The organism is Chryseobacterium sp. 'Rf worker isolate 10' (assembly GCF_050753305.1).
Classification (GTDB): Bacteria; Bacteroidota; Bacteroidia; order Flavobacteriales; family Weeksellaceae; genus Chryseobacterium.
This window is the reverse complement of the sequence record NZ_JBOZOF010000006.1, coordinates 119,473-143,487: the sequence shown is the minus strand read 5'-3', so window position 1 is coordinate 143,487 and position 24,015 is coordinate 119,473. Positions and strand designations below refer to the sequence as shown.

The 24,015-nt window shown below is 35.6% G+C and carries 25 protein-coding genes and 1 riboswitch; of the genes, 14 read left to right on the top strand and 11 right to left on the bottom strand.

Annotated elements, in window-relative coordinates; all coding sequences use genetic code 11:
* Nucleotides 1-243: 243 nt before the first annotated feature.
* The 5 genes from LKL37_RS21690 to LKL37_RS21670 all read right to left on the bottom strand — a co-directional run bounded on the left by LKL37_RS21690 (nucleotide 244) and on the right by LKL37_RS21670 (nucleotide 4,801).
* Nucleotides 244-1,212 carry a chorismate-binding protein gene (locus tag LKL37_RS21690; protein WP_431612479.1) on the bottom strand — a complete coding sequence of 323 codons (969 nt, stop codon included), beginning with the start codon at nucleotides 1,210-1,212 and terminating at the stop codon, nucleotides 244-246.
* Between the two features lie 156 nt (nucleotides 1,213-1,368).
* Nucleotides 1,369-1,797, bottom strand: coding sequence for a PaaI family thioesterase (locus tag LKL37_RS21685; protein WP_079242705.1), 429 nt, complete (start codon nucleotides 1,795-1,797; stop codon nucleotides 1,369-1,371).
* Nucleotides 1,798-1,826: 29 nt separating this feature from the next.
* A complete protein-coding gene (locus LKL37_RS21680; RefSeq protein ID WP_431612478.1) occupies nucleotides 1,827-2,423 on the bottom strand; it encodes a 1-acyl-sn-glycerol-3-phosphate acyltransferase in 597 nt (198 codons plus the stop codon).
* Between the two features lie 315 nt (nucleotides 2,424-2,738).
* Nucleotides 2,739-4,460, bottom strand: coding sequence for a PspC domain-containing protein (locus tag LKL37_RS21675; protein ID WP_431612477.1), 1,722 nt, complete (start codon nucleotides 4,458-4,460; stop codon nucleotides 2,739-2,741).
* 11 nt (nucleotides 4,461-4,471) lie between these two features.
* Nucleotides 4,472-4,801: a PadR family transcriptional regulator gene (locus LKL37_RS21670; protein WP_002977573.1), complete on the bottom strand. Its 330-nt coding sequence runs from the start codon at nucleotides 4,799-4,801 to the stop codon at nucleotides 4,472-4,474.
* Between the two features lie 536 nt (nucleotides 4,802-5,337).
* Between LKL37_RS21670 and LKL37_RS21665 the strand changes: the two genes are divergently transcribed.
* Both LKL37_RS21665 and LKL37_RS21660 read left to right on the top strand, forming a co-directional pair.
* Nucleotides 5,338-6,036, top strand: a complete 699-nt coding sequence (locus LKL37_RS21665; RefSeq protein WP_431612476.1) for an XAC2610-related protein — start codon at nucleotides 5,338-5,340, stop codon at nucleotides 6,034-6,036.
* A 1-nt stretch (nucleotide 6,037) separates the two neighbouring features.
* Nucleotides 6,038-6,628, top strand: coding sequence for an HD domain-containing protein (locus LKL37_RS21660; protein WP_431612475.1), 591 nt, complete (start codon nucleotides 6,038-6,040; stop codon nucleotides 6,626-6,628).
* A 57-nt stretch (nucleotides 6,629-6,685) separates the two neighbouring features.
* Here the strand turns inward: LKL37_RS21660 and LKL37_RS21655 are convergent, their stop codons facing one another.
* The 4 genes from LKL37_RS21655 to LKL37_RS21640 all read right to left on the bottom strand — a co-directional run bounded on the left by LKL37_RS21655 (nucleotide 6,686) and on the right by LKL37_RS21640 (nucleotide 11,495).
* Nucleotides 6,686-7,069 carry an acyl-CoA thioesterase gene (locus LKL37_RS21655; RefSeq protein WP_105703267.1) on the bottom strand — a complete coding sequence of 128 codons (384 nt, stop codon included), beginning with the start codon at nucleotides 7,067-7,069 and terminating at the stop codon, nucleotides 6,686-6,688.
* A gap of 117 nt (nucleotides 7,070-7,186) precedes the next feature.
* Nucleotides 7,187-7,366: riboswitch (cobalamin riboswitch) on the bottom strand.
* Nucleotides 7,367-7,400: 34 nt separating this feature from the next.
* Complete coding sequence (locus LKL37_RS21650; RefSeq protein ID WP_431612474.1) at nucleotides 7,401-8,201, bottom strand: hypothetical protein; 801 nt, start codon at nucleotides 8,199-8,201, stop codon at nucleotides 7,401-7,403.
* A 30-nt stretch (nucleotides 8,202-8,231) separates the two neighbouring features.
* The gene (locus LKL37_RS21645; protein WP_431612473.1) at nucleotides 8,232-8,894 is read right to left on the bottom strand and encodes an ATP-binding cassette domain-containing protein; all 663 of its coding nucleotides are present in this window, start codon (nucleotides 8,892-8,894) and stop codon (nucleotides 8,232-8,234) included.
* Nucleotides 8,895-9,347: 453 nt separating this feature from the next.
* Nucleotides 9,348-11,495, bottom strand: coding sequence for an endonuclease MutS2 (locus tag LKL37_RS21640; protein ID WP_431612472.1), 2,148 nt, complete (start codon nucleotides 11,493-11,495; stop codon nucleotides 9,348-9,350).
* A 186-nt stretch (nucleotides 11,496-11,681) separates the two neighbouring features.
* On the opposite strand from LKL37_RS21640, the gene LKL37_RS21635 reads away from it, so the two are divergent.
* Genes LKL37_RS21635 through LKL37_RS21625 form a run of 3 tightly spaced genes read left to right on the top strand, consistent with a single transcriptional unit; the run spans nucleotide 11,682 to nucleotide 13,931 of the window.
* Entirely contained in the window at nucleotides 11,682-12,203 is a 522-nt protein-coding gene (locus tag LKL37_RS21635) for a GNAT family N-acetyltransferase (protein ID WP_431612471.1), read from the top strand.
* Nucleotides 12,204-12,250: 47 nt separating this feature from the next.
* Complete coding sequence (locus tag LKL37_RS21630; RefSeq protein WP_431612470.1) at nucleotides 12,251-13,249, top strand: acyltransferase family protein; 999 nt, start codon at nucleotides 12,251-12,253, stop codon at nucleotides 13,247-13,249.
* A gap of 40 nt (nucleotides 13,250-13,289) precedes the next feature.
* Nucleotides 13,290-13,931 (top strand): uracil-DNA glycosylase, encoded by a 642-nt coding sequence (locus LKL37_RS21625; protein ID WP_431612469.1) that lies wholly within the window; start codon nucleotides 13,290-13,292, stop codon nucleotides 13,929-13,931.
* On the opposite strand, the gene LKL37_RS21620 is transcribed toward LKL37_RS21625, so the two are convergent.
* Together LKL37_RS21620 and LKL37_RS21615 are read right to left on the bottom strand one after the other, a co-directional pair.
* On the bottom strand, nucleotides 13,918-14,427 hold the full coding sequence (locus LKL37_RS21620; RefSeq protein WP_431612468.1) for a hypothetical protein: 510 nt from the start codon (nucleotides 14,425-14,427) through the stop codon (nucleotides 13,918-13,920). The genes LKL37_RS21625 and LKL37_RS21620 overlap by 14 nt on opposite strands.
* Nucleotides 14,428-14,443: 16 nt before the next feature.
* Nucleotides 14,444-14,935, bottom strand: a complete 492-nt coding sequence (locus tag LKL37_RS21615) for a DUF456 domain-containing protein (RefSeq protein ID WP_149833114.1) — start codon at nucleotides 14,933-14,935, stop codon at nucleotides 14,444-14,446.
* A gap of 331 nt (nucleotides 14,936-15,266) precedes the next feature.
* Here LKL37_RS21615 and LKL37_RS21610 point away from each other — a divergent pair, with 331 nt between their 5' ends.
* From LKL37_RS21610 to LKL37_RS21570, 9 genes are all read left to right on the top strand, one after another.
* Nucleotides 15,267-16,535, top strand: coding sequence for a mechanosensitive ion channel family protein (locus tag LKL37_RS21610; RefSeq protein ID WP_431612467.1), 1,269 nt, complete (start codon nucleotides 15,267-15,269; stop codon nucleotides 16,533-16,535).
* Nucleotides 16,536-16,709: 174 nt separating this feature from the next.
* Entirely contained in the window at nucleotides 16,710-17,429 is a 720-nt protein-coding gene (locus LKL37_RS21605; protein ID WP_431612466.1) for a pyridoxine 5'-phosphate synthase, read from the top strand.
* A 104-nt stretch (nucleotides 17,430-17,533) separates the two neighbouring features.
* Nucleotides 17,534-18,313: an alpha/beta fold hydrolase gene (locus LKL37_RS21600; protein WP_431612465.1), complete on the top strand. Its 780-nt coding sequence runs from the start codon at nucleotides 17,534-17,536 to the stop codon at nucleotides 18,311-18,313.
* 115 nt (nucleotides 18,314-18,428) lie between these two features.
* Nucleotides 18,429-18,668: a microviridin/marinostatin family tricyclic proteinase inhibitor gene (locus LKL37_RS21595; protein WP_105703281.1), complete on the top strand. Its 240-nt coding sequence runs from the start codon at nucleotides 18,429-18,431 to the stop codon at nucleotides 18,666-18,668.
* A 47-nt stretch (nucleotides 18,669-18,715) separates the two neighbouring features.
* Nucleotides 18,716-18,943, top strand: coding sequence for a microviridin/marinostatin family tricyclic proteinase inhibitor (locus tag LKL37_RS21590; RefSeq protein WP_089690182.1), 228 nt, complete (start codon nucleotides 18,716-18,718; stop codon nucleotides 18,941-18,943).
* Between the two features lie 73 nt (nucleotides 18,944-19,016).
* Complete coding sequence (locus LKL37_RS21585) at nucleotides 19,017-19,973, top strand: MvdC family ATP-grasp ribosomal peptide maturase (RefSeq protein WP_431612464.1); 957 nt, start codon at nucleotides 19,017-19,019, stop codon at nucleotides 19,971-19,973.
* Complete coding sequence (locus LKL37_RS21580; protein WP_431612463.1) at nucleotides 19,966-20,970, top strand: MvdD family ATP-grasp ribosomal peptide maturase; 1,005 nt, start codon at nucleotides 19,966-19,968, stop codon at nucleotides 20,968-20,970. Before LKL37_RS21585 ends, LKL37_RS21580 begins: the two co-directional genes overlap by 8 nt.
* A gap of 258 nt (nucleotides 20,971-21,228) precedes the next feature.
* On the top strand, nucleotides 21,229-22,242 hold the full coding sequence (locus tag LKL37_RS21575) for an NAD-dependent epimerase/dehydratase family protein (protein ID WP_431612462.1): 1,014 nt from the start codon (nucleotides 21,229-21,231) through the stop codon (nucleotides 22,240-22,242).
* Nucleotides 22,239-24,008, top strand: a complete 1,770-nt coding sequence (locus tag LKL37_RS21570) for an AMP-dependent synthetase/ligase (RefSeq protein ID WP_431612461.1) — start codon at nucleotides 22,239-22,241, stop codon at nucleotides 24,006-24,008. The genes LKL37_RS21575 and LKL37_RS21570 overlap by 4 nt, the downstream gene beginning before the upstream one ends.
* The last annotated feature ends 7 nt before the right edge of the window (nucleotides 24,009-24,015 follow it).

The window sequence follows — 24,015 nt, the reverse complement described above, 5'->3', positions numbered from 1 at the left end:
GCTGTCATTAAATGCAATATTGGTTTTCCTATTCAATAGGAACGGGCTTTAGTCCGTTTAAAATAAGGGATGAATTTCTATTGGCTTTAGCCAAAACCTATTTTACAACGCAATGTTCACAAAGTTTTATAATTAGCATTGAAATCGCTCGCAAGGGCGTTTCACTCAGCAAAGAAATTATACGCAAACATCTGTGAAAATCTGCACAATCTGTGGTTTAATTAATAAGTAAAAACAATATATCTAAGAAACAACCAGATTTTTCAATATCGCTTCAGATTTCAGTTCCGTTTCTCTCCATTCTTTTTCAGGATTGCTTTGAGCTGTTATTCCACCTCCCACGAAAACATGTACAGAATCTTTATAAAGCCTTGCACAACGTAGATTTACAAAATACAGAATGCTCTCTTCAGTTTCTACTTTAATATATCCGGCATAGAATTCACGGGGGAATTTCTCATACTTACGGATACTCTCGTTGCAAAAATCTTTCGGAATGCCACAAACAGCAGGGGTAGGATGAAGATCCTGAATTAGCTTGTCAAGGTCTTCTGCTTTAATATTCGTTTTAAAATCTGTGCGTAAATGTTTTATATTTCCTGAAATATGATCGTATGTTTCCGATTGTTCTACATCGTCAGAATAATTTTTGAGAATATCCTGAATGTAAGTAGTGACTGGTTTTTGTTCTTCTATTTCTTTTTCAGACCATTCTTCAGATACGGGAAGAGTTCCTGCAAGAGCCATGGTTTCAAACTTATGCGTTGTTTTATTAAACTTTCCTAAAACTTCGGAGAAAGCTCCCATCCAGGCATTCTGACCGTCATTAAACAAATACCTGAAAGCATTGGGATAAGATTTGCATAAATTATTAAAACTCTCTCTGTAATTGATCGTATTAAAATCTGTAAAGATCTTCCTTCTTGAGTAAACAAGCTTCGGGAGTTTGTTTTCTTTAATGACTTCAATAACCTGCTGTAAGGTTTTGCTGTATTCTTCTTTAGTTTCTGCGGAAGAATTTGTAGGGTCGTCATTCAGTGTTTCACTGGTAATCGAAGTATGGGTGAACTCAGACGGATCTATTTCAAAAATATCTCCATTGAAGCTGATTTGATGTAAGCTGTTGTAAGAAAAAAAGGTGACTGCATTTTTTGTGTTTTTTTCATCTGCAGACAGTAATCTTTCGTCGAAAGGAAATTTGAAATAAATCATTAGTTATGAAGGGATTTTGAAAATCACCTACCGGAAATAGACAGGAAATTCCGGATGTAATTTTCCTTTCTACAAAGGTATTATTAGTCTTAAAGATGTCAAAATAAAAAGAGCTCAAATTTACTTTAAGCTCCTGATTTTTTATGTTGTTGTAACTTATCTGTTGATGATATTATTCGTCATTGTCGTATGATTAATCAAAATACCTTTTTCATCACGGATTTCAATTTCAGAAACATGCATTGTTTTTCCTTTTCTGATAAATCGTGCTGTAGCAGTTACAATTCCGTCTTTTTTGCTTCTTAAGTGGTTAGAATTGATATTGGTTCCCACCCCGTAATACTTTTCACCATCAATAAAGATATTAGACAGGCTTGACCCCAACGTTTCAGCCAGAACACAGCTTGCTCCTCCATGCATAATCCCAAACGGCTGATGAGTTCTTGGAAGAACAGGCATTGTTGCGGTAAGGGTTTCATTTTCGAGATCAATATCTATGAATTTTATTTCAAGGGTTTTCGCAAGAGTTACGTCTCCCCAGTTATTGATGAATGCTAATATTTCTTCTTTTGTCTGACCTTTCATTTTTTTATAATTGATAAATGATGATTAATTTAGCCTCTAGCTTCTAGCTCTGTTCCCATAATATTAGGATTCCAGTTTTCCGGAACTTTAGGGGTAATATCATTTTTTATATAATAGTCCTGAATTTCCTGCATGATTTCTGAAAAAGGAACGGAAGCTATTCTTTCGTAGGGGATCGTATACCCCAGATAAACAATATTTCTTTTGAAATCACCTGCTGCCAGTACAATAGGAACTTTTGCAGCGAGTGCCATGTGATAGAACCCTTTTCTCCATTTCGGAACCCAGCTTCTTGTTCCTTCCGGAGTAATGACAAGGCTGAAGTCTTCTTTTGAAAACTGGTTGGCTACAAAATTTACGAGATCATTTTTCTGGCTTCTGTCGATACCAATACCTCCGAGACCTTTTACAAGGCTTCCGTACCATGCTTTGGTATGAGCATCTTTAATGATGATTTTCAAAGGTTTTTCCAGTGACCAATAGGCGAAATTTCCTAAAATGTACTCCATATTATGGGTATGAGGTGCTACCACAAGGATACACCTGTTCAGGTTGTTGACATCGCCCTGCAGAACGACTTTCCAGCCTAATATTTTTAACATTGCTTTGCCTATCAGCTTTTTCATAGATTTCTTGGATTAAAAACAAAAAAGTATAACCAAACTTTGGTTATACTTTACAAATATATTGAAATATTATCGCTCTTAAAACAAACCGCTAATTAAATCTACGATTTTCATTACGAATTCCATTGCAAATTGTATCATGATAAGGATGTGTTTTTGGTTGGTTGGTTATTAAATTTTTGCTCTACGAAATTAAACCTTTTTTTTCACATAAGAAACTAAATAAGGCTTTATTTTCAGTTTTCTGAGAGAAGAAGGGTGTGAATTTCAAACGGTTGCCATCCACTCACACCTTCTACCACTCTCTGAAGTTAATTATTTAGTTTGTATGGAAATTTCGTTTTTTCCGTCTTTGATTTTGATGTCCATATCTTTATTTGATTTTTTGATATTGGACACTGCAGAATCAATTACTTTCTTTGCCTGGTTGTTCGGAACTTTTTTACCGTTTACAATGATACTGTCTTTATCATCCGAGTTGTATTCGATACTGGAACCGTTTACCGTGATTTTGTTTTTTTCAATTCTAACACCGTTGTGGTCTTCATCTCTGTCCTGATCTTCGTCATTGATGCCATCTCCGTCTAAATCTCCATCTATATGGATACCATCTTTTTTCATAGGGATAACAACTGTTTTCTGTGGAACTACAAGCTCATAATTCAGGCTGTAATCTCTGAATCTGTGATCATATGGATATTTGATGTAGTTTGGAAGCAATACTTTGTTGTTTACTATTTCCACAGGCACAGTCATCTGAATTGGGAAATTATATCCTTTTCCTTCTTTTTTGATGATCAGATAAGGTGTTTTAATATCTGGCTTTCTTGTTACATCTACTGAGATATAATCTTCTTCGTAAACAGATCTTTTATCAGAATAAATATCATTGTCGTAAGCTTTGAAATTTTGAGGAATATTGATCTGTTTTACATCTACATATACTGTATCTGAAGTCGTGTTGATGGCAACATTCTCTACATCTTCTTTGCTTCCTCTATAGATCATGTTTTTCTTAGCCATGCTGATTCCGAAGTAAGTTCCCAATCCGATCAGAAGAAGGAATAAACCTCCGATTACCCATCCGATATTTCTCAGTTTTGTTTTTGGAGAGAAGATCTTGATGCTTAATAAGCTGAAAAGGATTGCCGGAATTAAACTTCCGATTACCATCATGGCTGCCAATACTTTATCAAGTCCCTGATCATCCATGTAGAATCTGATTTCATTAGCTCCCGGGAAGTCTGTATCCATTGCGAAAAGACCAAATAATACAAATACTCCGATAATGCTTCCTACTGCCATCAATACGAAGAATCCTCCTACAATGTACTTGAATATATTCCAGATTCCACTTCCTGCATTATTGATGTAAGGCTTATTTTCGTTGTAGATTTCTCCGACCCTCTGAGTAGATTCATTGGCAAACTGCACCAATTTATTAGACTCATTCTTAAGATTGTCGAAGTTCATAGGCTTTCCCTGCATTTTCAGGAAATCTGCTGCTGTTTCAGCTTTTGGAAGTACGATCCAAAGGATTACATATAAAAGACCGATCAGTGAAGATGAGATGGCTGCTGTGAAAATTCCTAATACGAAGATTCCCAGCCAGATTGCTCTCATGGTAGTAATATCCATTCCTACATATTGAGCTAAACCTGCGCAGACCCCTGCTACTTTTTGTTTTTCCGGATCACGGAACAGTTGTTTTTTATCGGTATAGTTGGTTCCTGAATAGTTATTTCTGGCAGATGTTTTTTCAGAAAAATAAGCTTCTTCCTGTTCTTCGATTTTTTCAGGGCTTCCGATCTGTGCGATTACCTTTTCTACATCGGTATCGTTGATTACTTCACGTTTTCCTAAAGAATCTTTGAAAATCTCCACCATTCTTATTTCTATGTCATGCATTACTTCATCAGCCTCAGAAGCATCCAGAGAGCTTCTCAGAGCATTCAGGTAATCGCTGAGCTTTATATATGCGTGTTCTTCTATGGTAAAAGAAAAACCTGCGAGTCCTATTGAGAGTGTCTTGTTCATAGCTTTGTTTTTTAATTTTGTTGGGTGATTTGGTTTACTGAGGCTGTCAGCTCATTCCATGTATTTAGAAGTTCATCCAGGAAAAGTTTTCCTTTTTCTGTGATCTGATAATATTTTCTGGGTGGTCCTCCTGTAGATTCTTCCCATCTGTAAGAGAGAAACTCTCCGTTTTTAAGTCTTGTAAGAAGAGGGTAGAGGGTTCCTTCCACTACATCCAGTTTTCCTTTTTTCAGTTCGTCAATAAGATCAGAAACATACATTTCGCGATTATTGATGAGACTTAGAATACAGAATTCCAGAATTCCTTTTCGCATTTGCGCTTTGGTATTTTCGGTATTCATCTTTGATAAGTTTTGTTAATTAGTTATATTTTTAGAAAAATGCTCCTAGCTAGCTGAGCCTATTCTAATTTTACATTACAAAGATATGTAAATAAAATGGTATTATGCAATACAAAGTAGTGAAATTTTTAAAATAAATAACATAAAATACTGGTAATCAGTTCTATAATTTTATATGTGGATTTTTATGAAAATGAATTTGAGAGGAAAATGTCTAAAAAATCTCTACATTTTAAATAAAATTGGAAGAAATACGGAGCAAAAAATCATCATTATTAATTATTGCTTATTACCGATTACTTATTACTCATATTATAGCCCCGATAGCAGCGGTTACCCCACAGCGGTTTGGATTCTGGCAGGGAGCGAGGAGTATGAGCGTATAGCGGGAAACAGCTTCTCAGAAATAAATATTCTCTTATTTAAAGGATTTTAATTGTTTTAAATCTTCCAGATAATGAGTTTTGAATTTTGAGATCGGTGTTATGATTCGTATTTTTGTTAGGAAAAAAACACCTAAATCATTTACTATTACCATGAATTTATTCAATAAGTATAAGCATTTACCGGCTTTTGTTTTGCTGGGGCCTGCCTGTTTCGGACAATATCAGTTTGAGGTTAAAAACGCATCGAAGAGCTATGATGCAGTCATTCACGTGGATAATTGCTATGACGGCCGATGTAACGGAAAAGGAACTGTAGATTTGTTTGATCATAAAAACACAAAGGTGCAGACTTTTGTATCTGATGACCTGGTCCTGAATCTTAATGAAGGCGAAAAGCCAACGCAAGGGAAAATGTTTCAGCTAAAGAACGAAAACAGTCCTATAATCATTGATGACTTTAATTTTGACGGGACAGAAGATATAGCGGTAAGAAATGGTAATATGGGGAATTATAGCTCTGCTTCTTATGATGTATATGTATTCAACAGCACGAGAATGGCATTTGTGAAGAGTAAGGAGCTTACGGATCTTGCTTCCAGCTCTTTTGATATTTTTGAGGTTGATGCCAAGCGAAAACGTCTCATAGCCTATGGAAAATCTGGCTGCTGTGATATTTTTACAACGGAATATGCTGTAATTCCGAATAAAGGACTTGATAAAGTTCTGGAAAAAGAAGAAGATATGACGGTAGAAGGTCGCGTAAAGGTGATTACAAAAGAGAAGATTAATAATAAATGGGTAACCAAAACCAAGGTATATCCATCAGAACAATACAATAGAGAAAAGTAAAATGAAAATTCAGAAAGAAATAGATTTTATCCTGGCAGTGGATGCTTTGAAAAATGTACAGAGAAGAAATTATAATGCAGATGACTCCCGAAGAGAGAACACAGCAGAACATTCCTGGCAGATTATTATTCTGGCTCAGATCCTTTATCCATATGCTAAAAACCGCGCAGATATTGATTTATTAAGAGTGATAAGAATGCTCTCTATCCACGATCTTGTAGAAATAGAAGCCGGAGATACTTTTATTTTTGATGAAAAAGCAATGGTAGGAAAGTTTGAAAGAGAAAAGGCATCTGCTCAAAAGATTTTCGGAATTCTTGATGAGCCTTTACGTACAGAATTCTTTAATCTATGGCTTGAATTTGAAGATGAGAAAACGCCAGATGCTATTTTTGCATGTGGAATTGATAGAATAATGCCGTTTATCTTAAATTCCCACACTTCAGGAAAAAGCTGGACGGAAGCGGGAGTGACAGAAAAGCAAATCCGAAATATGCTTGAAAATGCGATCAGTAGAGCATCGGACGAAATGGGAGAGGCTTTTGAACTTTTATTGAGCCAAAGTCTGGAAACAGAAAAAGTGGTAAAATAGCTTTGATAAGAATACAATAAGAATCGGGCGGCCTCTGGCCGCCCGATTCTTTATTACTTATAGTATCTGGATTGGTTTCTTGAATTCGTCAATCGCTACAAAAGTAAAATCACCTACAATGGCTTTTTCTCTTTCGTAGGAATACATTTGCTCGGTATAGATCTCAACGTTTACTTTCATACTGGTTTTTCCCACGTAGGAAACTTTCCCGATTAGCTCCACAATGGTTCCGGCAGGAATAGGTTTCTTGAAATCTATCTTGTCACTGCTTACTGTTACCACTCTTTTTCTTGCAAATCGGGTAGCAGTAATAAAAGCTACTTCGTCCATCAGCTGCATAGCCGTACCACCAAAAAGGGTATCGTAATGATTGGTTGTGTTAGGGAAAACCGCTTTAAAGATACTGGTTTCGGATGCTTTAATTCTTTCTTCTGTAGTCATATATCATTATTAATTAAAGCGAAATGAAAACGATATTAAAACAACAGAACAATAACAGGAATCAAGAGAATCCCTGAAACAATCCATCAGATCAATACAACTTCAAATCGCGAAAGTTACTTGTTTAAGAAATAGGCAGGTCTCCTGACTTGTAACATCTTTTATCTCCTTCCCATGCCTCGCACAGTGGATCTTTGATAAAGATTACAGTTACTTACAGTTGCGCGACAGTCCGTGATTTTCACACGGTTCCCTTTTAATCTGCAGTGATGCAGAACCAATTTCTATGATGAATAAGCGTTAAAACTTTTCGGGGGCAAAAATAATGAATTTATTCCGGATTATGGTAAATAATCTGGCTGATTACTCTTCCTTTCTTGATGGTCCACAGCGTAGTATATCTGTTTTCTCCTGAACCGTTGATCATATAAAGAAAAATATTGTCGTTATCCAGGGAGGTTACGCCTACATTCTCAAAATCCATGGTAGGCTGGAACATATTTTTGATGGCCTCTCTTACAAAAACAGACCCTCTTCCGGGCTGCTGTACCCTGATGGATTTGATTTCAGTCATCCCTTCGGGAAGATCATTCCCGATTCCCCATGGTTTTACTTTATCAATGGTAAGCAGTTTCCCTTCTGCATCTTTTTCCTTTTTACGGTATCCCGCGTTGGAAGGGTAAACATCAATGACTACTTTGCTTCTTTGAGCAGTAGGAATTTTGGGGTCAGAATTATCTGTGAAAATAAGTGATCTTCCGTTTTTAGATTTGGAAGGAGTATAGGCCGGAAGCTGATCAATATAGGCGATACGTTCTTTATTCACCATTCCTTCTTTATCAAGAGTTTCATAACGTACAAAAGGTTTATCATCATCCTGTTTTTCGGGATATTTGATCCAGATCCACTCTGTTTCTCCGGGAGCAGGCTTTACATAAACAAATACATCACCTTTACGCATACGGATCTTGTCTACAATTTTTCTGTAGTTGTCCTTATGAACCCGTACATTGGCATATCCTTCTTCAGCCTTTACAACTCCGAAAGGAACTTTATTCTGCCCTTTTACAAAAGCTATAGATAGAATACTGAAAGCAGATAAATAGAATGCTTTGTTTATGAAAGTCATCATGAAAATTTTTTAATCCTTCAAATATATAAATTAAATGCTTTTCGGAAGATAATTATAGCGCTGCAGTTCACTTAAATCTTGTATTTGTTTCAGATGACCGCCAGAAAGCAGATATATAGAGTCAGAAATATCCAGAACATCTTTAAAGTTATGATCAGAAATAATAAATCCTTTATGAGATGATTGCTGACGGATATTTTTCTTTAATTCTTCAGTAACTTTTGGAGAAAGACTGTGAAATGGCTCGTCCAATAAAATAAAGTCTGCTTCAGAATAAATGACCATAAGAGTTTCAATAATTCTCTGTTCACCTTTGGAAAGGGTTTTAGGTTTTTGATCAAGGAAAGGTCTTACAAATTCTGAAGTAAAAAGCAACTCAGTATTTTTTTGATTACAAAAAAGAGGAATCAGATTTTTGATTTTTATATATTTGGGTAAAAAAAGATCCTGTGATAAGTAGGCAATTCTGTTTTTTCTATCGGATATGCCTTTCAGAATTTTATTATCATATTTTATAAACTGAGTATCACCATATTCTATTCCAAAGATAATTTTTAGCAGGGTTGATTTTCCGCTTCCATTTCTGCCAAGTAATCCCATGATTTGTCCTGTTTCACATCCTATATAGATATCCTGCAGAATTTTTCTTTCACTAAAAGATTTTGTTACACTATCAACATGCAGTTTACTCATAAGAACAATGTTATAATTTTTACAGCAAGACTTAATAATAGGGTTCCTGCCCAAAGAAAAGTTCTTGAAAACCCTGAATGGGCATAAAAATAATATTCGTTTTTAAATCTTAATTCATAAATAAAGTAATGGAGAGCAGGTGCAATTAAAAGAAAACTTAAACCAAATGTCTCAACTCTGAAGGGAAGGAGAAAAGAAATGAGCAATGAGAACGGCAGGGCGGGAAGCAGTATCTTTTTATAAAAAATCCAAAGAATAGTAAAGTTTCTGACCATATTCAAAATGTTAAGAATTCATATGCTTGTGCAACATTGTATATATGCATTTCAAATATATTAAAAACGTTTATATGAAAGAAAAAAATACAGAATTCATGAAGGTATTAAAATAAAAGAGAGAGCGTACCTTCCGGTGCTCTCTCTTAATATTTGCGTTAATATAATTGCTGATGGATTAAATTCTCTCAAGTTCATCCGCGTCAATCGTAGTCTTGAAGGTTCCGTAATTGACAATTACCTTGTTTCTGGAAATCTTTTCGATAGTTCCTACACTGGTACTTCCTGTAATACGAACCCGCTGTCCGATTTTCATCCAAACGGCACGGTCGGTTTTACGTTTTTCTTCCAGTTTTTCATTGGTTTCGGCAATTTTTTCAATCACATCATCTTTCTTCAGCTGTTGAGTGATTTTTCTCTTAACAACCTGCAGACGTTTTGTTTCATCCTTATCACTTCCTAATTTTCTGAATTTCTCCTGTTCAAGAAGCTTTACGAAATCTTTTACAACATCTTTTCTGGATTTTCCTTTGGTATAGCTGTCGATGAATGCTTCAATCTTATTCCCGAACTGAAGTTTGCGGTGTTCTTCCTCATACAGTTTCTGGAAATTAAATAATTTCTGCTGAAGCTGGTCATTCAGTTTCTGAAGGTTATCACGCTTGTCTTCTACAGACTCTTTTCTTTCTGCAAGATCAGATTTTAATTTTTCTACCTCAAATTTTTCCTGCTGCAGTTTTACAATCGTTTTATCAAGATTGACAATATCATGTTCTACCTTTTTCTTGGCAGAATGGATAATGAATCTTGGAATCTTGTTCTTTTCAGCAACTTCAAAAGTAAATGAGCTTCCTGCCTGTCCTACTTCCAGTTTATACATCGGTTCCAATGTTTCTTCATTGAAGAGCATGGCTGCATTTTGAGCATTGGGAAGCTGTTCTATCACCAGTTTAATGTTGGTATAGTGTGTCGTAATGATGGCGAAACTCTTTTTGTCATAGAAAAATTCCATGAAACTTTCCGCCAGGGCACCTCCAAGCTCAGGATCAGAACCTGTACCAAATTCATCAATCAGTAAAAGCGTATTGGCATCAGCCTCTCGGATGATTCCGGACATTTTCTTTAATCTTGATGAATATGTTGATAAATGGTTTTCAATGGACTGATTATCACCGATATCAGTCATGATTTTCTCAAAGAAAAACATTTCAGACTTTGGGTGAACCGGAACAAGAATACCACTCTGAATCATCAGTTGTAATAATCCTACCGTTTTCAGAGTAATTGATTTTCCACCGGCATTCGGACCGGAAATACAGATAATCCTGTTATGATCCGTTAAGGTAAGTGTCTGTGGATGGATGATCTTGTTCTCAATTTTATTTCGTAACCATAATAAAGGATGATAAGCATCTTTTAGTCTCAGCGTGTTGTGGTGATTAATTTTCGGAAGAACCCCGTCGATCAATTCACTGAACTTTGCCTTAGCTCTCGTAAGATCAAGGTCAAAAATATAAATCTGGTATTTCCATAATTGAGGTTGAAACTCTGCGAGCTCTGCCGTAAGTTTACGAAGAACTTTATCAATTTCTTTTTTCTCTTCCTCTTCATTTTCACGGAGTTTGAAATAATGCTTTACAACACTGTCCGGCTGAATATAAGTAATGGAACCTGTTTTGGAAATTCCTAACGTTCTTCCCGCAACTCTCTTCTTAAATCCTGATTTTACAGCCAGAACCCTCTGGTCATCGATAATTGTTTCCCGGATATCATCCAAAAAATCACTCTGTCCATACGTGGTAAGGGCACGGTTGAAATTTTCCTGAATGGCTTTTTTTGCAAGCTGGATTTCAGTTCTGATCCCTTTCAGAGCTGGAGAAGCTTCACTTTTTACTTCACCAAAACGGTTAAAAACCTTATCTACCTTATCAATGATCTCTTTTCTGAATTCCAGTACAGAAACTTCTTCCAATAAATTAGGAAATGTTTCCGGCATCGTAGGGAAGAACTTCTGAAGTTTTCCGATCTGTTCTGTGATGGTTTTTATTTTGATGAAAGCAGCGTTTTCCAGTCGGTAGTTCTCAATCAGCATCAATTTCAGCTCACTTTCAATATCTTCATATTCATCAAACGGAATTGCATTTGAACTTTCAAAACTCGACAGATATTCTGAGGTTTTTTTTAATGAAAGTTCCGCCTCGTCAATTTCCATCGGCCGAAGTTGAAGAATTTTTTCTCTTGTTTTTGGAGAATACGCAAATGGGGAGATTTCCGCGAGCAATTGCGGAAACTCTAATTCGTCTAAATCTTCTTTATCTATATACACAGTGCAAATTTAGTGAGAATTTTGATTATTACGTATATCTGAGAGATTTACAGAATAAATTACCTTTGAATTTGATGATTTTAGAGTAATTTTTTTCTTAAAAATTTTTAAACTTCAAAAAACAAAGGTTTTTATAACCTTTGCGTTGATATAAATTTATGATATTCTTTTTATTACATTTGAGTTATGAAACTAGAAACCGAAAGACTATTACTGAGAGACATCAACGAAAGCCACATTGAGGATATTTTACGCATTCGAAGCAATGAAGTGACTAATAAGTTTGTGCAGAGGAATTCACCAAAAAATAATTACGATGCACTTCAGTTTATTTTGACCATCAAAGAAAAAACTAAAAACAACCAAACCGTTTACCAGGGAATTTCTTTAAAAGACCAGCCGAATCTTATCGGAACTATTTGCCTCTGGAATTTTTCCGAAGACCGGAAAACAGCGGAAGTTGGTTATGAATTGTTACCGGAATATCACAGACAAGGAATTATGTCTGAAGCTTTGAAAGCGGTTTTAGATTTGGGATTTAACGAATTAGATTTAGAGGAAATTGTAGCAATCACCAATAAACTTAATGAAAACTCAAAAGGGCTTCTTGTAAAGCATGATTTTATTTTGCAGGAAGGAAAGGAAGATGAAGGTTTTCCGGATAATATTATTTTCAGTTTGAAAAGACTGTCCAGTGATCGTAAATAGAAAATCTAGCAGGTTTTTTTTATCTTTATTGCCGATTGAAATTATATATGAAAAATGAAATAAAATCTTTAACAGGACTTAGAGGTGTAGTGGCATTATGGGTAACTTTTTTTCATTTTTTTGATTTTAAAAACGAAATTCTTCAAAATATTATAGGGAAAGGATATCTTGCTGTAGATATCTTTTTTGTATTAAGCGCTTTTCTCCTGACAGTTTCCTATTCGGATAAATTTAAAAATCTTGAATTCAAAAGAATACAGACTTTTTATAAGAAAAGAGTCAACAGGATTTACCCGGTATATTTTATATCTATTATTTTTATTGTTCTGCTGATAAAGGATACTTCGTGGCTTACATTTTTTATCAATGCCGGACTGGTGCAGTGCTTTTTCAATCCGGACCGTCTGTTGAATATCGTTTATTGGTCTTTGAGTACAGAATGGATGTGTTATCTTATATTTCCTTTCATGCTTTATCTGATCATCCGGTATAAGATCCGCGGTGAAATTTTGATTCTTGCAGGTCTTTTTTTGAGATTAATTCTTCCTCATTTTCCCGACTTGTATATTCATTCAGCGGATTCTGTAAACTTGTGGAGATCATCAAAATATCTGGATATTCCGTATGGGGTAAACTCTTTAATAAGAACAATAGCCTCTTATTTTTTAGGAATTGGAGTTGCTGTTTTACCCGGAATCAAAATAAAAGGTAAATGGCCAGTTTATGCAGTACTTATCATCACTTTTGTACTGTTGTTTACAACGAGGGGACTAATCTTTATTCCGTTTTTATCAGCTTTGATCATCAGACAATTGTATACACAGGAAAAGAATTATCTTCAGATGTTTTTGGAAACCAAGCCTGTTTATTTGCTCGGAAACATCTCATATTCATTGTATATTATACATCATATTGTCAGGGATCAGAACTTTATACTTGTGGATAATTCTCTTCATAATAATCTGCTGTTGATAGCTTTTTCGTTATTGTTGTCCTATTTTTCATATATCCTGATTGAAAGAAAAGTGAAGATATTTAAAGTATAATGGAGTTCTTATTTTATTTTAATATTCCTATTTTTGCAGTATGACCTGGACAGAAATTTTAGCCCCGATAAAGAGTACTGAATACTTTACAACTCTTTGGGAGAAAGTGAAGAATGAATATGCAACAACGAAAGTTTTTCCACCAAAAAATCAGATTTTCAGAGCATTGGAACTAACCGCTTTTGATGATGTAGAAGTGGTAATTATTGGTCAGGATCCTTATCATAATGACTACCAGGCAAATGGTTTGTGTTTTTCTGTTTCCGAACAGGTTGCGGCACCGCCATCACTCAAGAATATTTTTATTGAATTAAAAGATGATCTGGGAGTTGTAAGAACTTCCAAAGAACTTGATGACTGGGGTAGACAGGGTGTTTTACTATTGAATGCAACTTTAACCGTTCGTGCTCATTCTCCTAATTCTCATAAAGATCTTGGGTGGGAAAAATTTACCAACTTTATCATTAAAGAAATCTCAGACAAAAAAGAGAATGTGGTATTTGTTTTGTGGGGTGCTTTTGCACAAAAAAAAGCCGAACTGATTGATCCGGCTAAACATTTTATTCTGAAATCGGCGCACCCTTCTCCATTTTCTGTTTACAGAGGTTTTTTTGGAAGTAAGCCTTTCTCGAAAATTAACGAATATCTTATTTCCAAAGGGAAGAAGCCTATTTCGTGGTAGAATTTGTGGCTTTATCTGCTTTTTTTATTGTAATTCCGATTTTATATTTTCCTGCTAATGCTGCTGTTCCGTCCGGTTGTTTAGGATAGGGAGCAACATCCTGTAATGTGAAGGTATAGCCGTTAAACTCTGCCGACTGATGGTAATTTCTTCCGGAAAAATCCATACTTGCCAGGTTCAGAATAGTGGGTCGGGTAGCGGTTCCCATTACTTCCACCTGAGCAAGAGCAACTCCGGCCCAGATACAGTTGACTCCTTCAGGACAGCGGCTGTCTTCAGAAACCCCTTTGAAAGTTACATTCATTTGATATTCTTTCAAAAACTTATTCTCACCTTCACTAAGGTATAGAATACCGTCTTTCTGATCATTAGAATTCATAGCTTTTGGATTAGTTTTCACTACAGATGCTTTTGCAGCATCCTTAGATTTCTTTTGGGCATCACATCCTGTTAATGCAAATATTCCCAGACTGAGTATGATAGCTTTATGGAACATAGTTTCTTATATTTGATTAAATGACGTTAAACATATTAAGTAGTACAACCAAAAACATTGCCACTCCTACCACAAAACTGAATCCGGTTCCGTAAATGAATCCAATAAGTGCTCCTTTGGTAGATTGTAAAGCCTTATTCATATCCTTGCTGTCGTGAAGTAATTCCCCGATAAATACACCTGCAAACATTCCCACAAGGAAACCTAATGGAATTGGAATAAATATTCCCACAATCGTTCCTATCACAGAACCAATACTGCCCCAGCGTGTACCGCCATATTTTCTGTTGGTTTTTGCAGGAATAACATAGCTTAAAACTACGGAAGCTGCTGTAAGAATCCCGAATGCCCAGATATAAATCATGGGAAGATCTGCATCTGTCCCGAATTTATAAATCAGAAGCCCGCAGATACTCAGTAAAAGCCCGGGTAAAACAGGAAGGAAAGTTCCCAATATCCCGATAAACAAGAGAATAAGACAGAAAATATTAATAATTGTTGTATCCATTCTTTTTTAAAATATAGATGCAATATAAAAAAAGTGGACTTATAAAAAGCCAATTTGAGAACTGAGTTATAAAATTTTATTACAAATTTAGGATGATGTATTACAGAATGGGGCTTGCTTTACCGATGTTTCCGCTGGTATAGTTGTGGAATAACAGATATTGTCACTGACAGCTAATTTTTTACTTATAATTGGGAGTGTAGAAGATTTGACATTTTATAATTCAATTCTTTAAAAATTTTTATCAAATATCTTCCCATGAATCTTTTTTGGGATGAAAATTGATTGTGAATAGTAAAATGATGATTCTTAATTTCATAAATTTGCCGTAATGAATGACCAGTTACAAGAAACTAAAAACTTTATACAGGAGCTGAGCGAACAGCTTTACATTTATATTACCCAGATATCTCCATCCGGGCTGGACTGGTTTTTTCATATTATTGTAAAATTAAGCTTACTTCTTGTCCTGTTTCTAATCACTGACTTTGCCTTTAAGTTTATCATCAATTCTGTTTTCAAATTATTTCATAATGAACAGAAATTCCCCATCCTAAAATCTATTTATCAGGCCAAAATCACCAACTCTGTAGCTCATTTTGCAGCTTTAATTGCTGTTGCTGGTATTCAGGGATCCATATTTCCGGAAAATGCGCTGCCAAAAACAACCATTTTTATCATACGATGTATCAATTTGGGATTGGTATTGATGTTGGCTGGTATGTTGTACAGATCACTGACTGCTTTCAGGAATTATTTCAGCATCAAACAGGATTTCTATAAGATTATGGCTCTTAATGCCATTTCAGAAACGGTTAAGATTCTAGGTCTTTTCATATTTACAGTCGTAGGACTTTGTGTAATTTTTGGAATTAAAGGAACTACCATTGTAGGAAGTCTGGGAGCTATTACAGCGGTTTTGGTACTTGTTTTCAGAGATACCATTTTAGGATTTGTGACCGGCCTTCACGTTGCTACTTCGAAAAATTTAAAAGTAGGAGACTGGGTAAGCATTCCCAAATACAGCATTGAAGGAAATATCACAGAAATCAATCTTTTAACTACCAAAATTACCAATTTTGATAAAACGGTTTCCACTATCCCAACGTATGATCTGATGACAACTGAGATCAAAAACATGCAGGTAATGTCTGAATCTAATACCAGAAGAATAAAAAAATCAATTTATTTTAATATCAATTCTTTTAAATTTCTGACGGACGAAGATGTGGAGCGTTTAATGGAAATCAATTTAATTTCAGACTACCTTGAAGAAAGAACGTCTGAGATCAAAAAAGAAAAAGAAAGTCTGGAGCATAATGATAAAATTGTAAATGGCAGACAGCTTACCAATATTGGAGTTTTCAGATATTATGCACAGAAATATATTGAAAATGATCCGGATATAGATAAAAACGGAACCCGAATGGTACGTCAGCTGGATATTACTCCGCAAGGACTGCCTCTTGAAGTGTACTGTTTTGCCAATGATTCCAAATGGGAGCGCTTTGAGCAGATACAGGCTGATATCTTTGACCATTTATTGGTGGCTTCAAAAGAATTTGAGCTTCAGGTGATGCAGGTAAGTGTAAAAGTATAAAGCAGGAAGATTGAAGAGGGAAGCAGGAAGTTTTACCCCCTTTTCTATAAATTTTAAATTAAATTTTTAAATGATCATGAATGTAGAAGACCAATAGAAGTACAAAGCCTGGATTTACTTCCAGCCCCAAGCTTCCAGCTTCTAATATTTCATATCTAACATCTAAAATAAAAAATGACAAAACTAAGCGTAAACATTAATAAAATTGCGACGTTAAGAAATGCAAGAGGAGGTGAAACCCCAAGTGTTACAGAAGCTGCTGTAAAAATCCAGGAATTCGGAGGACAGGGAATTACCATCCATCCAAGACCTGATGAAAGGCATATCACAAGAAAAGATGTCTATGATCTGAAGCCGTTGGTTACGACTGAGTTTAATATTGAAGGAAATCCTCACCATAGCTTTATCGATATGGTTTTAGAGGTGAAGCCGGAACAGGTAACGTTGGTGCCGGATGCTGATGATGCTATTACTTCCAATGCAGGTTGGGATACAAAAAAACACCTGGATTACCTTACAGAGATCATCGCAGAATTTAAAAAAGCAGGAATTCGTACTTCCATTTTCCTGGATCCTTTACCGGAATTGGTAGAATATGCGGCTAAAACAGGTGCAGACAGAATTGAACTGTATACTGAAGCTTATGCAAAAAATTACCTTACCAATAAAGAACAGGCTATAAAACCTTATTACGATACAGCAGTTGAAGCCAATAAATTCGGATTGGGGATCAATGCCGGACACGATTTGAGTTTAGAAAACCTGAAATATTTTTCAGACACTATTCCGAATCTTTTGGAAGTATCCATAGGACATGCTTTGGTTTCTGAAGCACTTTATATGGGATTGGAAAATACAGTTCAGGCTTATTTGAAGAGACTGGCAAAATGGTAATAAATAAGAAACCAGAAGTTAGAGATTAGAAGTAAGTAAAACTTCGTCTATATTCATTTATATTATCTAACTTTTAATTTCTCACCTCTAACTTCTAAGAAAAAATGGAAATTTTAAATTCAAAAATATTCGGCGAAAATCTTACAAATACGCCGCTTCTTGTATTTCACGGATTATTTGGAATGCTTGACAACTGGGGAAGTTTCGGAAAGGATCTGGGAGAGTATCTTCCGGTGCATCTGATTGATCTTAGAAACCACGGAAGAAGTTTTCACTCCGATAGTATGTCCCACGATGATCTGGCAGACGATATTGCCCGCTATATGGATCATTACGGAATTCAGAAAGCACACGTTTTAGGCCATTCATTAGGAGGAAAAGCAGTAATGCAGTTTGCTATAAAATATCCTGAACGTGTTGAAAAACTCATTGTGGTAGATATTTCGCCAAAAGCATATCCACCTCACCACCAGGGAATTATCAAAGCGCTGGAAACAGTTGATTTCGATACAGTATCTTCAAGAAATGAAGTAGAAGCAGTTTTGAACCAATATATTCCTGAAAGATCTACCGTACAGTTTCTAACAAAGAATCTGTATTGGGACGACAATAAAAAACTGGGCTGGCGATTCAATCTTAAAACATTATCAGAAAAATATACTGAATTTGTTTCCAATGCTATTAAATTCGGTGTTTTTGATGGTGAAACCTTATTCATTGCAGGAGCAAAATCCAATTATATCCTGCCACAGGATGAATTTGGAATCAAACAACAGTTCCCTAAAGCTAAGGTGGTTACGGTAAAAAATGCAGGACATTGGGTACAGGCCGAAAATCCAATTGATTTTGCAAATGTTGTCAAGGAGTTTCTTGGATTGGATTAATTTTATCCTTTGATTTTCAATATTATGTTAAATTTTTATTAAAACTTGATATTATTTCTCCATGAGTTGAAATTTTTGTACTTTGGAATTGTCAAAACAATAAAAATATTAACTTATGGAAAACAAAAATTCAAAAAAGAAACCATTTTTTGCAACATTCTTGGAAAAACAGGTTAAAGACCCTGAAACAGTAAAAGGAGGAGCTGCAACTTCCAAACTTGCAGATCAGATTACGTCAATAATTAAGGACCAAATAACAACTGCTCTTCAAGACGGCGTTACAACACCTGATAATGACAATGTAACGATGAAATATCCTTCTGACGGAGATGAGGATGTTTTAGAAGTAGAATAAATATATAGCTTAAGCTAAATTATATATCAAACCAAAACTAAAACATTATGAAAAGCAACAACTCAAAGAAGAAGCCGTTTTTCGCGTCATTCTTAGAAAAACAGGTAAAGGATCCTGAAACAGTAAAAGGAGGAACAGATATCATCTCAATTCCAGAAAGAGATATGATCACAAAACCAGCCGTAGATACTGTAACTTCTCCAAAAGATGATATGATGCATACGCTGAAATATCCATCTGATGGTGATGATGACACAATTATTATTCCACTATAAAATACAGTAGAATATTTTAAAAATAATAGGGGAAACTTAAACTTTAAGTTTCCCTTTTTAATACAACCGGCAAATGATTCTCTGCATCACCCATTCACAGGATTTTTATAATATCGATCTTTTTTTTGATTATCTGACCTCCAAAAATATTCCGTATTTCAGATTGAATTCTGACCGTCTGAATCATCTTCAGAAAATCAGCATTCATGAAGACTCATTCGAATTAACGGACGAGTCGGGAAATACCATCCATTCCAATACCATCAAAGGAGTGTGGCACAGAAAAGCCTGGAGAATCAGTACTCCTGAAGAATTGGATCAGGACTATGAAAGAATCTTCCTGAAAGAATATGGAAGCCTTCGATACAATCTGCTGACAGCTTTAGAAGATATTCCCTGGATCAATCCTTATGAAAATGAAAAGAAGATTGACGGAAATAAGATATTTCAGCTAAAAGTAGCACAGAGAAATAACTTAACTATTCCCAAAACGATCTTTTCCAATGATGAAGAGCAGATAACAACATTTTTTCATCAATACTGTCAGGGAAAAGCCATTGCAAAACTTCATGGAGTAACAGCCAAAACAATGTCAGGGGAAAACATGATTTCCACTACTGTTATTGAAGAGGAATCCTTAGAACACCTTTCTGATATTGCGTATTGTCCAATGATTTTCCAGCCTTATATTGATAAAGAATATGAGCTGAGAATTGTCTATGTAGACGGTGAGTTTTTCACAGGAAAGATCAATAACAGCGAAAATGCAGATTGGAGAGTAGCCCGCGATGGCTATTTTTGGTCCGTTTATGAACTTCCGGATGCGGTAAAAGCCAATCTCACTTCCATGATGAAGGAAATGGGATTGTATATAGGAGCCATTGATATGATCAAAGGAAGAGACGGAGCCTACTATTTCCTTGAAGTGAATCCACAGGGAGAATGGGGAATGTTACAGAAAGAACTGGGGTTTCCCATAGCAGAAAGAATTGCCGATAATCTTATCAAAAGAATCAATATCCATGAATAAAATATTAATTATTACCCATACCGCAGATAATTTTTCTATTGAAAAAGTAACAGAATACATTGAAAAAAATAATTGTGAAGTCATTCGTTTTGATGTTGATGTTTATCCTTTACAAAACAAATTGTCCACTATTTTCCAGGATGGAGAATGGATAAGCTATCTTGAAACGCCTGAAGCAAAACACCGTTTGGACGATATTTCAGCCATCTGGTACAGAAGAGCTTACAATATTGGAAAAGGATTAAAAGAAGAAATAGAGACTAAGTTTTACGGAGCAGCAATGGGCGAAATTCGTAACACTCTTTTCGGCTTTTTCGAATCGGTAGACGCATATTCTTTAGGGAAACCAAGTGTTTACAGAAGACTTGACAGCAAGGAAGAACAATTGAAAATCGCGGATAAATTAGGGCTGACTATTCCTGCAACCTGTCTTACGAACAGTCCTGAGGAAGCCAGAAAATTTATCCTGAAACATCAAAATGTCGTGGCTAAAATGCAAACCGGTTTTGCCATCTATGAAGACGGTGTAGAAAATGTAGTATTTACCAATGTTGTCCGCGAAGATAAACTGGAAGAACTGGATTCACTGTTGTACTGCCCGATGCAGTTTCAGCAAATGATTCAAAAGAAAAAAGAACTTCGTATTACCATTGTGGGAAGAGACGTCTATGCATTCGAAATAGATTCCCAGCAGTCTGAAGATGCCAAAATAGACTGGAGAAAAGATGGAGTTAATCTTATTGATAAATGGAACAGAACAGAACTTCCGGCAGATGTAGAAGCAAAACTGCTTGAACTTCTTGATATCTATAACGTAGATTACGGAGCGATAGACATGATTGTTTCCCCTGAAGACGAGTATTATTTCATCGAGATCAATGCAGCAGGAGAGTTTTTCTGGCTGGATAATCTTACAGAAGGGAATCTTATTTCCAAAAGCATTGCAGACGTTCTTTGCGACAAAACACCAAGAAGAAATAATGAAGTAATAGCTTAAAAAACAGAACCTTTTTTAAGCATAAAAGTCCTGAAAGTTATTAATTCTTTCAGGACTTTTACATTTGATAATCTGTTATAATTAAAATTTTCCGGTTTGTTGTTTTCAGAATGATAATATTGGTTAAATTAAGCTGAATTATGCTTTAAAAATCGCAAATTTGCAAAAGCAGTTTTTCGGGTGAATTTTTACAATAACCTGAAAATTGCCGGATAGAAAATATTGTTATATTTTAGTCAGCAATCAAGAAAATAATTAATGATTTTTGTAACGGGTGCTACCGGAATTCTGGGAAGAATAATTGTACTGGAACTTCTTAAGAAGGGGAAATATGTACGTGCTTCCAAAAGACCGGGCAGCAATATAAACGAAGTAAAGCATTCATACAGCTTTTATACGGAGAATCCTGACGAATTTTTCAATAAAATTGAATGGGTAAACGTAGATTTTGATGACCTCGATTCTTTGCAAACTGCGCTGATAGGCGTAGATGAAGTCTATCATTGTGCTGCAAAAGTAAGCTTTCATCCGAAAGATGAAAAAGAAATGTACCGCACAAATATCAAAGGTACAGAGAATCTTTTGTTTGCCTGTGAAGGATCAGATGTTAAAAAGTTTCTCCATGTAAGCTCTGTTGCTGTTCTTGATAATTACAATGAAAAAGGAGAGTTGGATGAAGAATCTGATTTTAATCCGAAACTGGAACACTCAGCGTATGCTATTTCCAAGCATTTATCCGAAATGGAAGCATGGAGAGCTTCAGCAGAAGGCTTGAATGTTGTCATTATCAATCCGGGAATGATTGTAGGAAGCGGAAACTGGACTCAAAGCAGCGGTGAACTTTTCTCTACGTTTGAAGACAATAGCTTTACCTTTTCGGGAGGTTCTGCTTATGTTGACGTGAGAGATGTTGCCAACACCGCGATAGGATTAATGGAAAATAATCTTTTTGGAGAACGTTTTATTATTGTCTCTGAAAATAACAGATATGCCGACCTTGCAAAACAGGTCAGAACCCGTCTTGGTCTTAAAGATGCCAGAATTCTTTCACAATCTGTATTAAATATCGGAAGAATAGCCAACACCCTTTTCGGATGGCTGATCCCGAAACTGAAAATGGTTACCAAATCAAATATTGAGGCCATTTCTTCTTTCAACACCATTTCCAATCACAAAGTCAAAGAAAAGCTGAACTATCAGTTTATTCCTGTAAAAGAAAGTATAGACTTTCACCTGAATAATTATATTAACGACAAAAAGCTGAAGAAATGAATCTTGCAGAGGCAATTATCCTTAAAAATGTAGAAAAACATCCTATAAAAGGAGCGATCGGATTTAAAAAGAAAGATGCTGGTTGGAAAGAGCTAAGCTGGAAAAAATTCAGTGAAATTATTTTTAAAACAGCTAATGCTTTAAAAGAATCCGGAGTTCAGGAGAATGACAAGGTTGCTATTTATTCAGACAATTCATCGGAATGGATGATCACGGATTTGGCTTCAATGGCGATTGGTGCTATTACAGTGCCCATCTATTCAACAAATAATGCTGAGCAGGCAGAACATATTATTAACGATTCCGGAGCTAAAGTTGTTTTAGTAGGAAATCAGATGCAGTATGACGCCTGTCTTGAGTTTTTACATAAAGAAGAAAACAAACTGGAAACGATTATTGTTTCCAAAAAAGCAGTGTGGATTAAGAAAGAATTCAACAGTTTTTATCTTGAAGATTTTATTGCAAAAGCTTCACCGAAGCTGGAGATCTGTAAGAAAGAAAATGATGATACAGCCACACTGATCTATACCTCCGGAACTACCGGAATCCCAAAAGGAGTAATGCTTACCCACGGAAATTTTATTAAAGCATTCGACTCTCATTTCGAATTTTTTAAGTTTAAAAATTTTGAAGAAGAGCTTTCACTGGCATTCTTACCCTTAAGCCATGTTTTTGAAAGAAGCTGGAGTTTATTGAGTCTTTACGGAGGTGCCCGTGTTTATTTCCTGGAAGACCCGAAAAACGTAGCCAAAGCACTGGAAGAAGTAAAACCTACAGCCATGTGTGCCGTACCAAGATTCTTCCAGAAAGTATATGCCGGAGTTTTGGAAAAAGCGGAAGAAGGTTCATCATTAAAGAAAAAAATCTTTGACTGGGCGCTTAAAACCGGATGGGAAACTTCTGAACTAAGAAGAAATGAAAAACCGATTCCTTTTGGATTAAAACTCAAAGAATCTGTTGCAGATATGCTGGTTTTCAGCAAAATTAAAAACAAAATGGGCGGCAGACTTTGGTTCTTACCCTGTGGTGGAGCCTCTTTGTCACCGGAAGTTACCCGCTTTTTTGAGTCAGTAGGAATTCACGTAACCGTTGGATATGGATTAACAGAAACTACAGCCACATTGACTCTTTTTCCTTTGACTCATTTTGAACATGGAACCAGTGGAAAACCACTTCCGGGAGTTGAAATGCGTATCGGAGAAAATGATGAGATCCAGGCCAGAGGAAACGGAATCATGAAAGGGTATTACAATAAGCCTGAAGAAACCCAGAACGTATTTACAGAAGATGGATGGTTCAAAACCGGTGATGCAGGAAAGTTTGACGAGAAAGGAAACCTGATCATTACAGACAGAATCAAAGACCTGATGAAAACTTCCAACGGAAAATACATCGCTCCACAACAGATCGAAAACCTTCTGACCAATAATAATTTCATTCAGCAGATTATGCTGATTGCGGAAGGAAGACAGTTTGTTTCAGCGCTAATTGTTCCTAATTTCGAGTTTTTACAGGATTATATTAAGAAAAATAATATTCCTTTTACCAACTGGGAAGATGCTGTAAAAAATGAAAAGGTAATCAACCTTTACAAAGAAAAAATTAAAGAATTACAGGACCATTTGGCAGACTATGAAAAAGTGAAGAAATTCACTTTAATGCCGGCGGAATTTGATATCAATACAGGAGAAATTACTCCTACATTGAAAGTCAAAAGAAATGTAGTGATCAAAAAATACGCAGATATTATAGAGAAGATGTATTAAATAATAC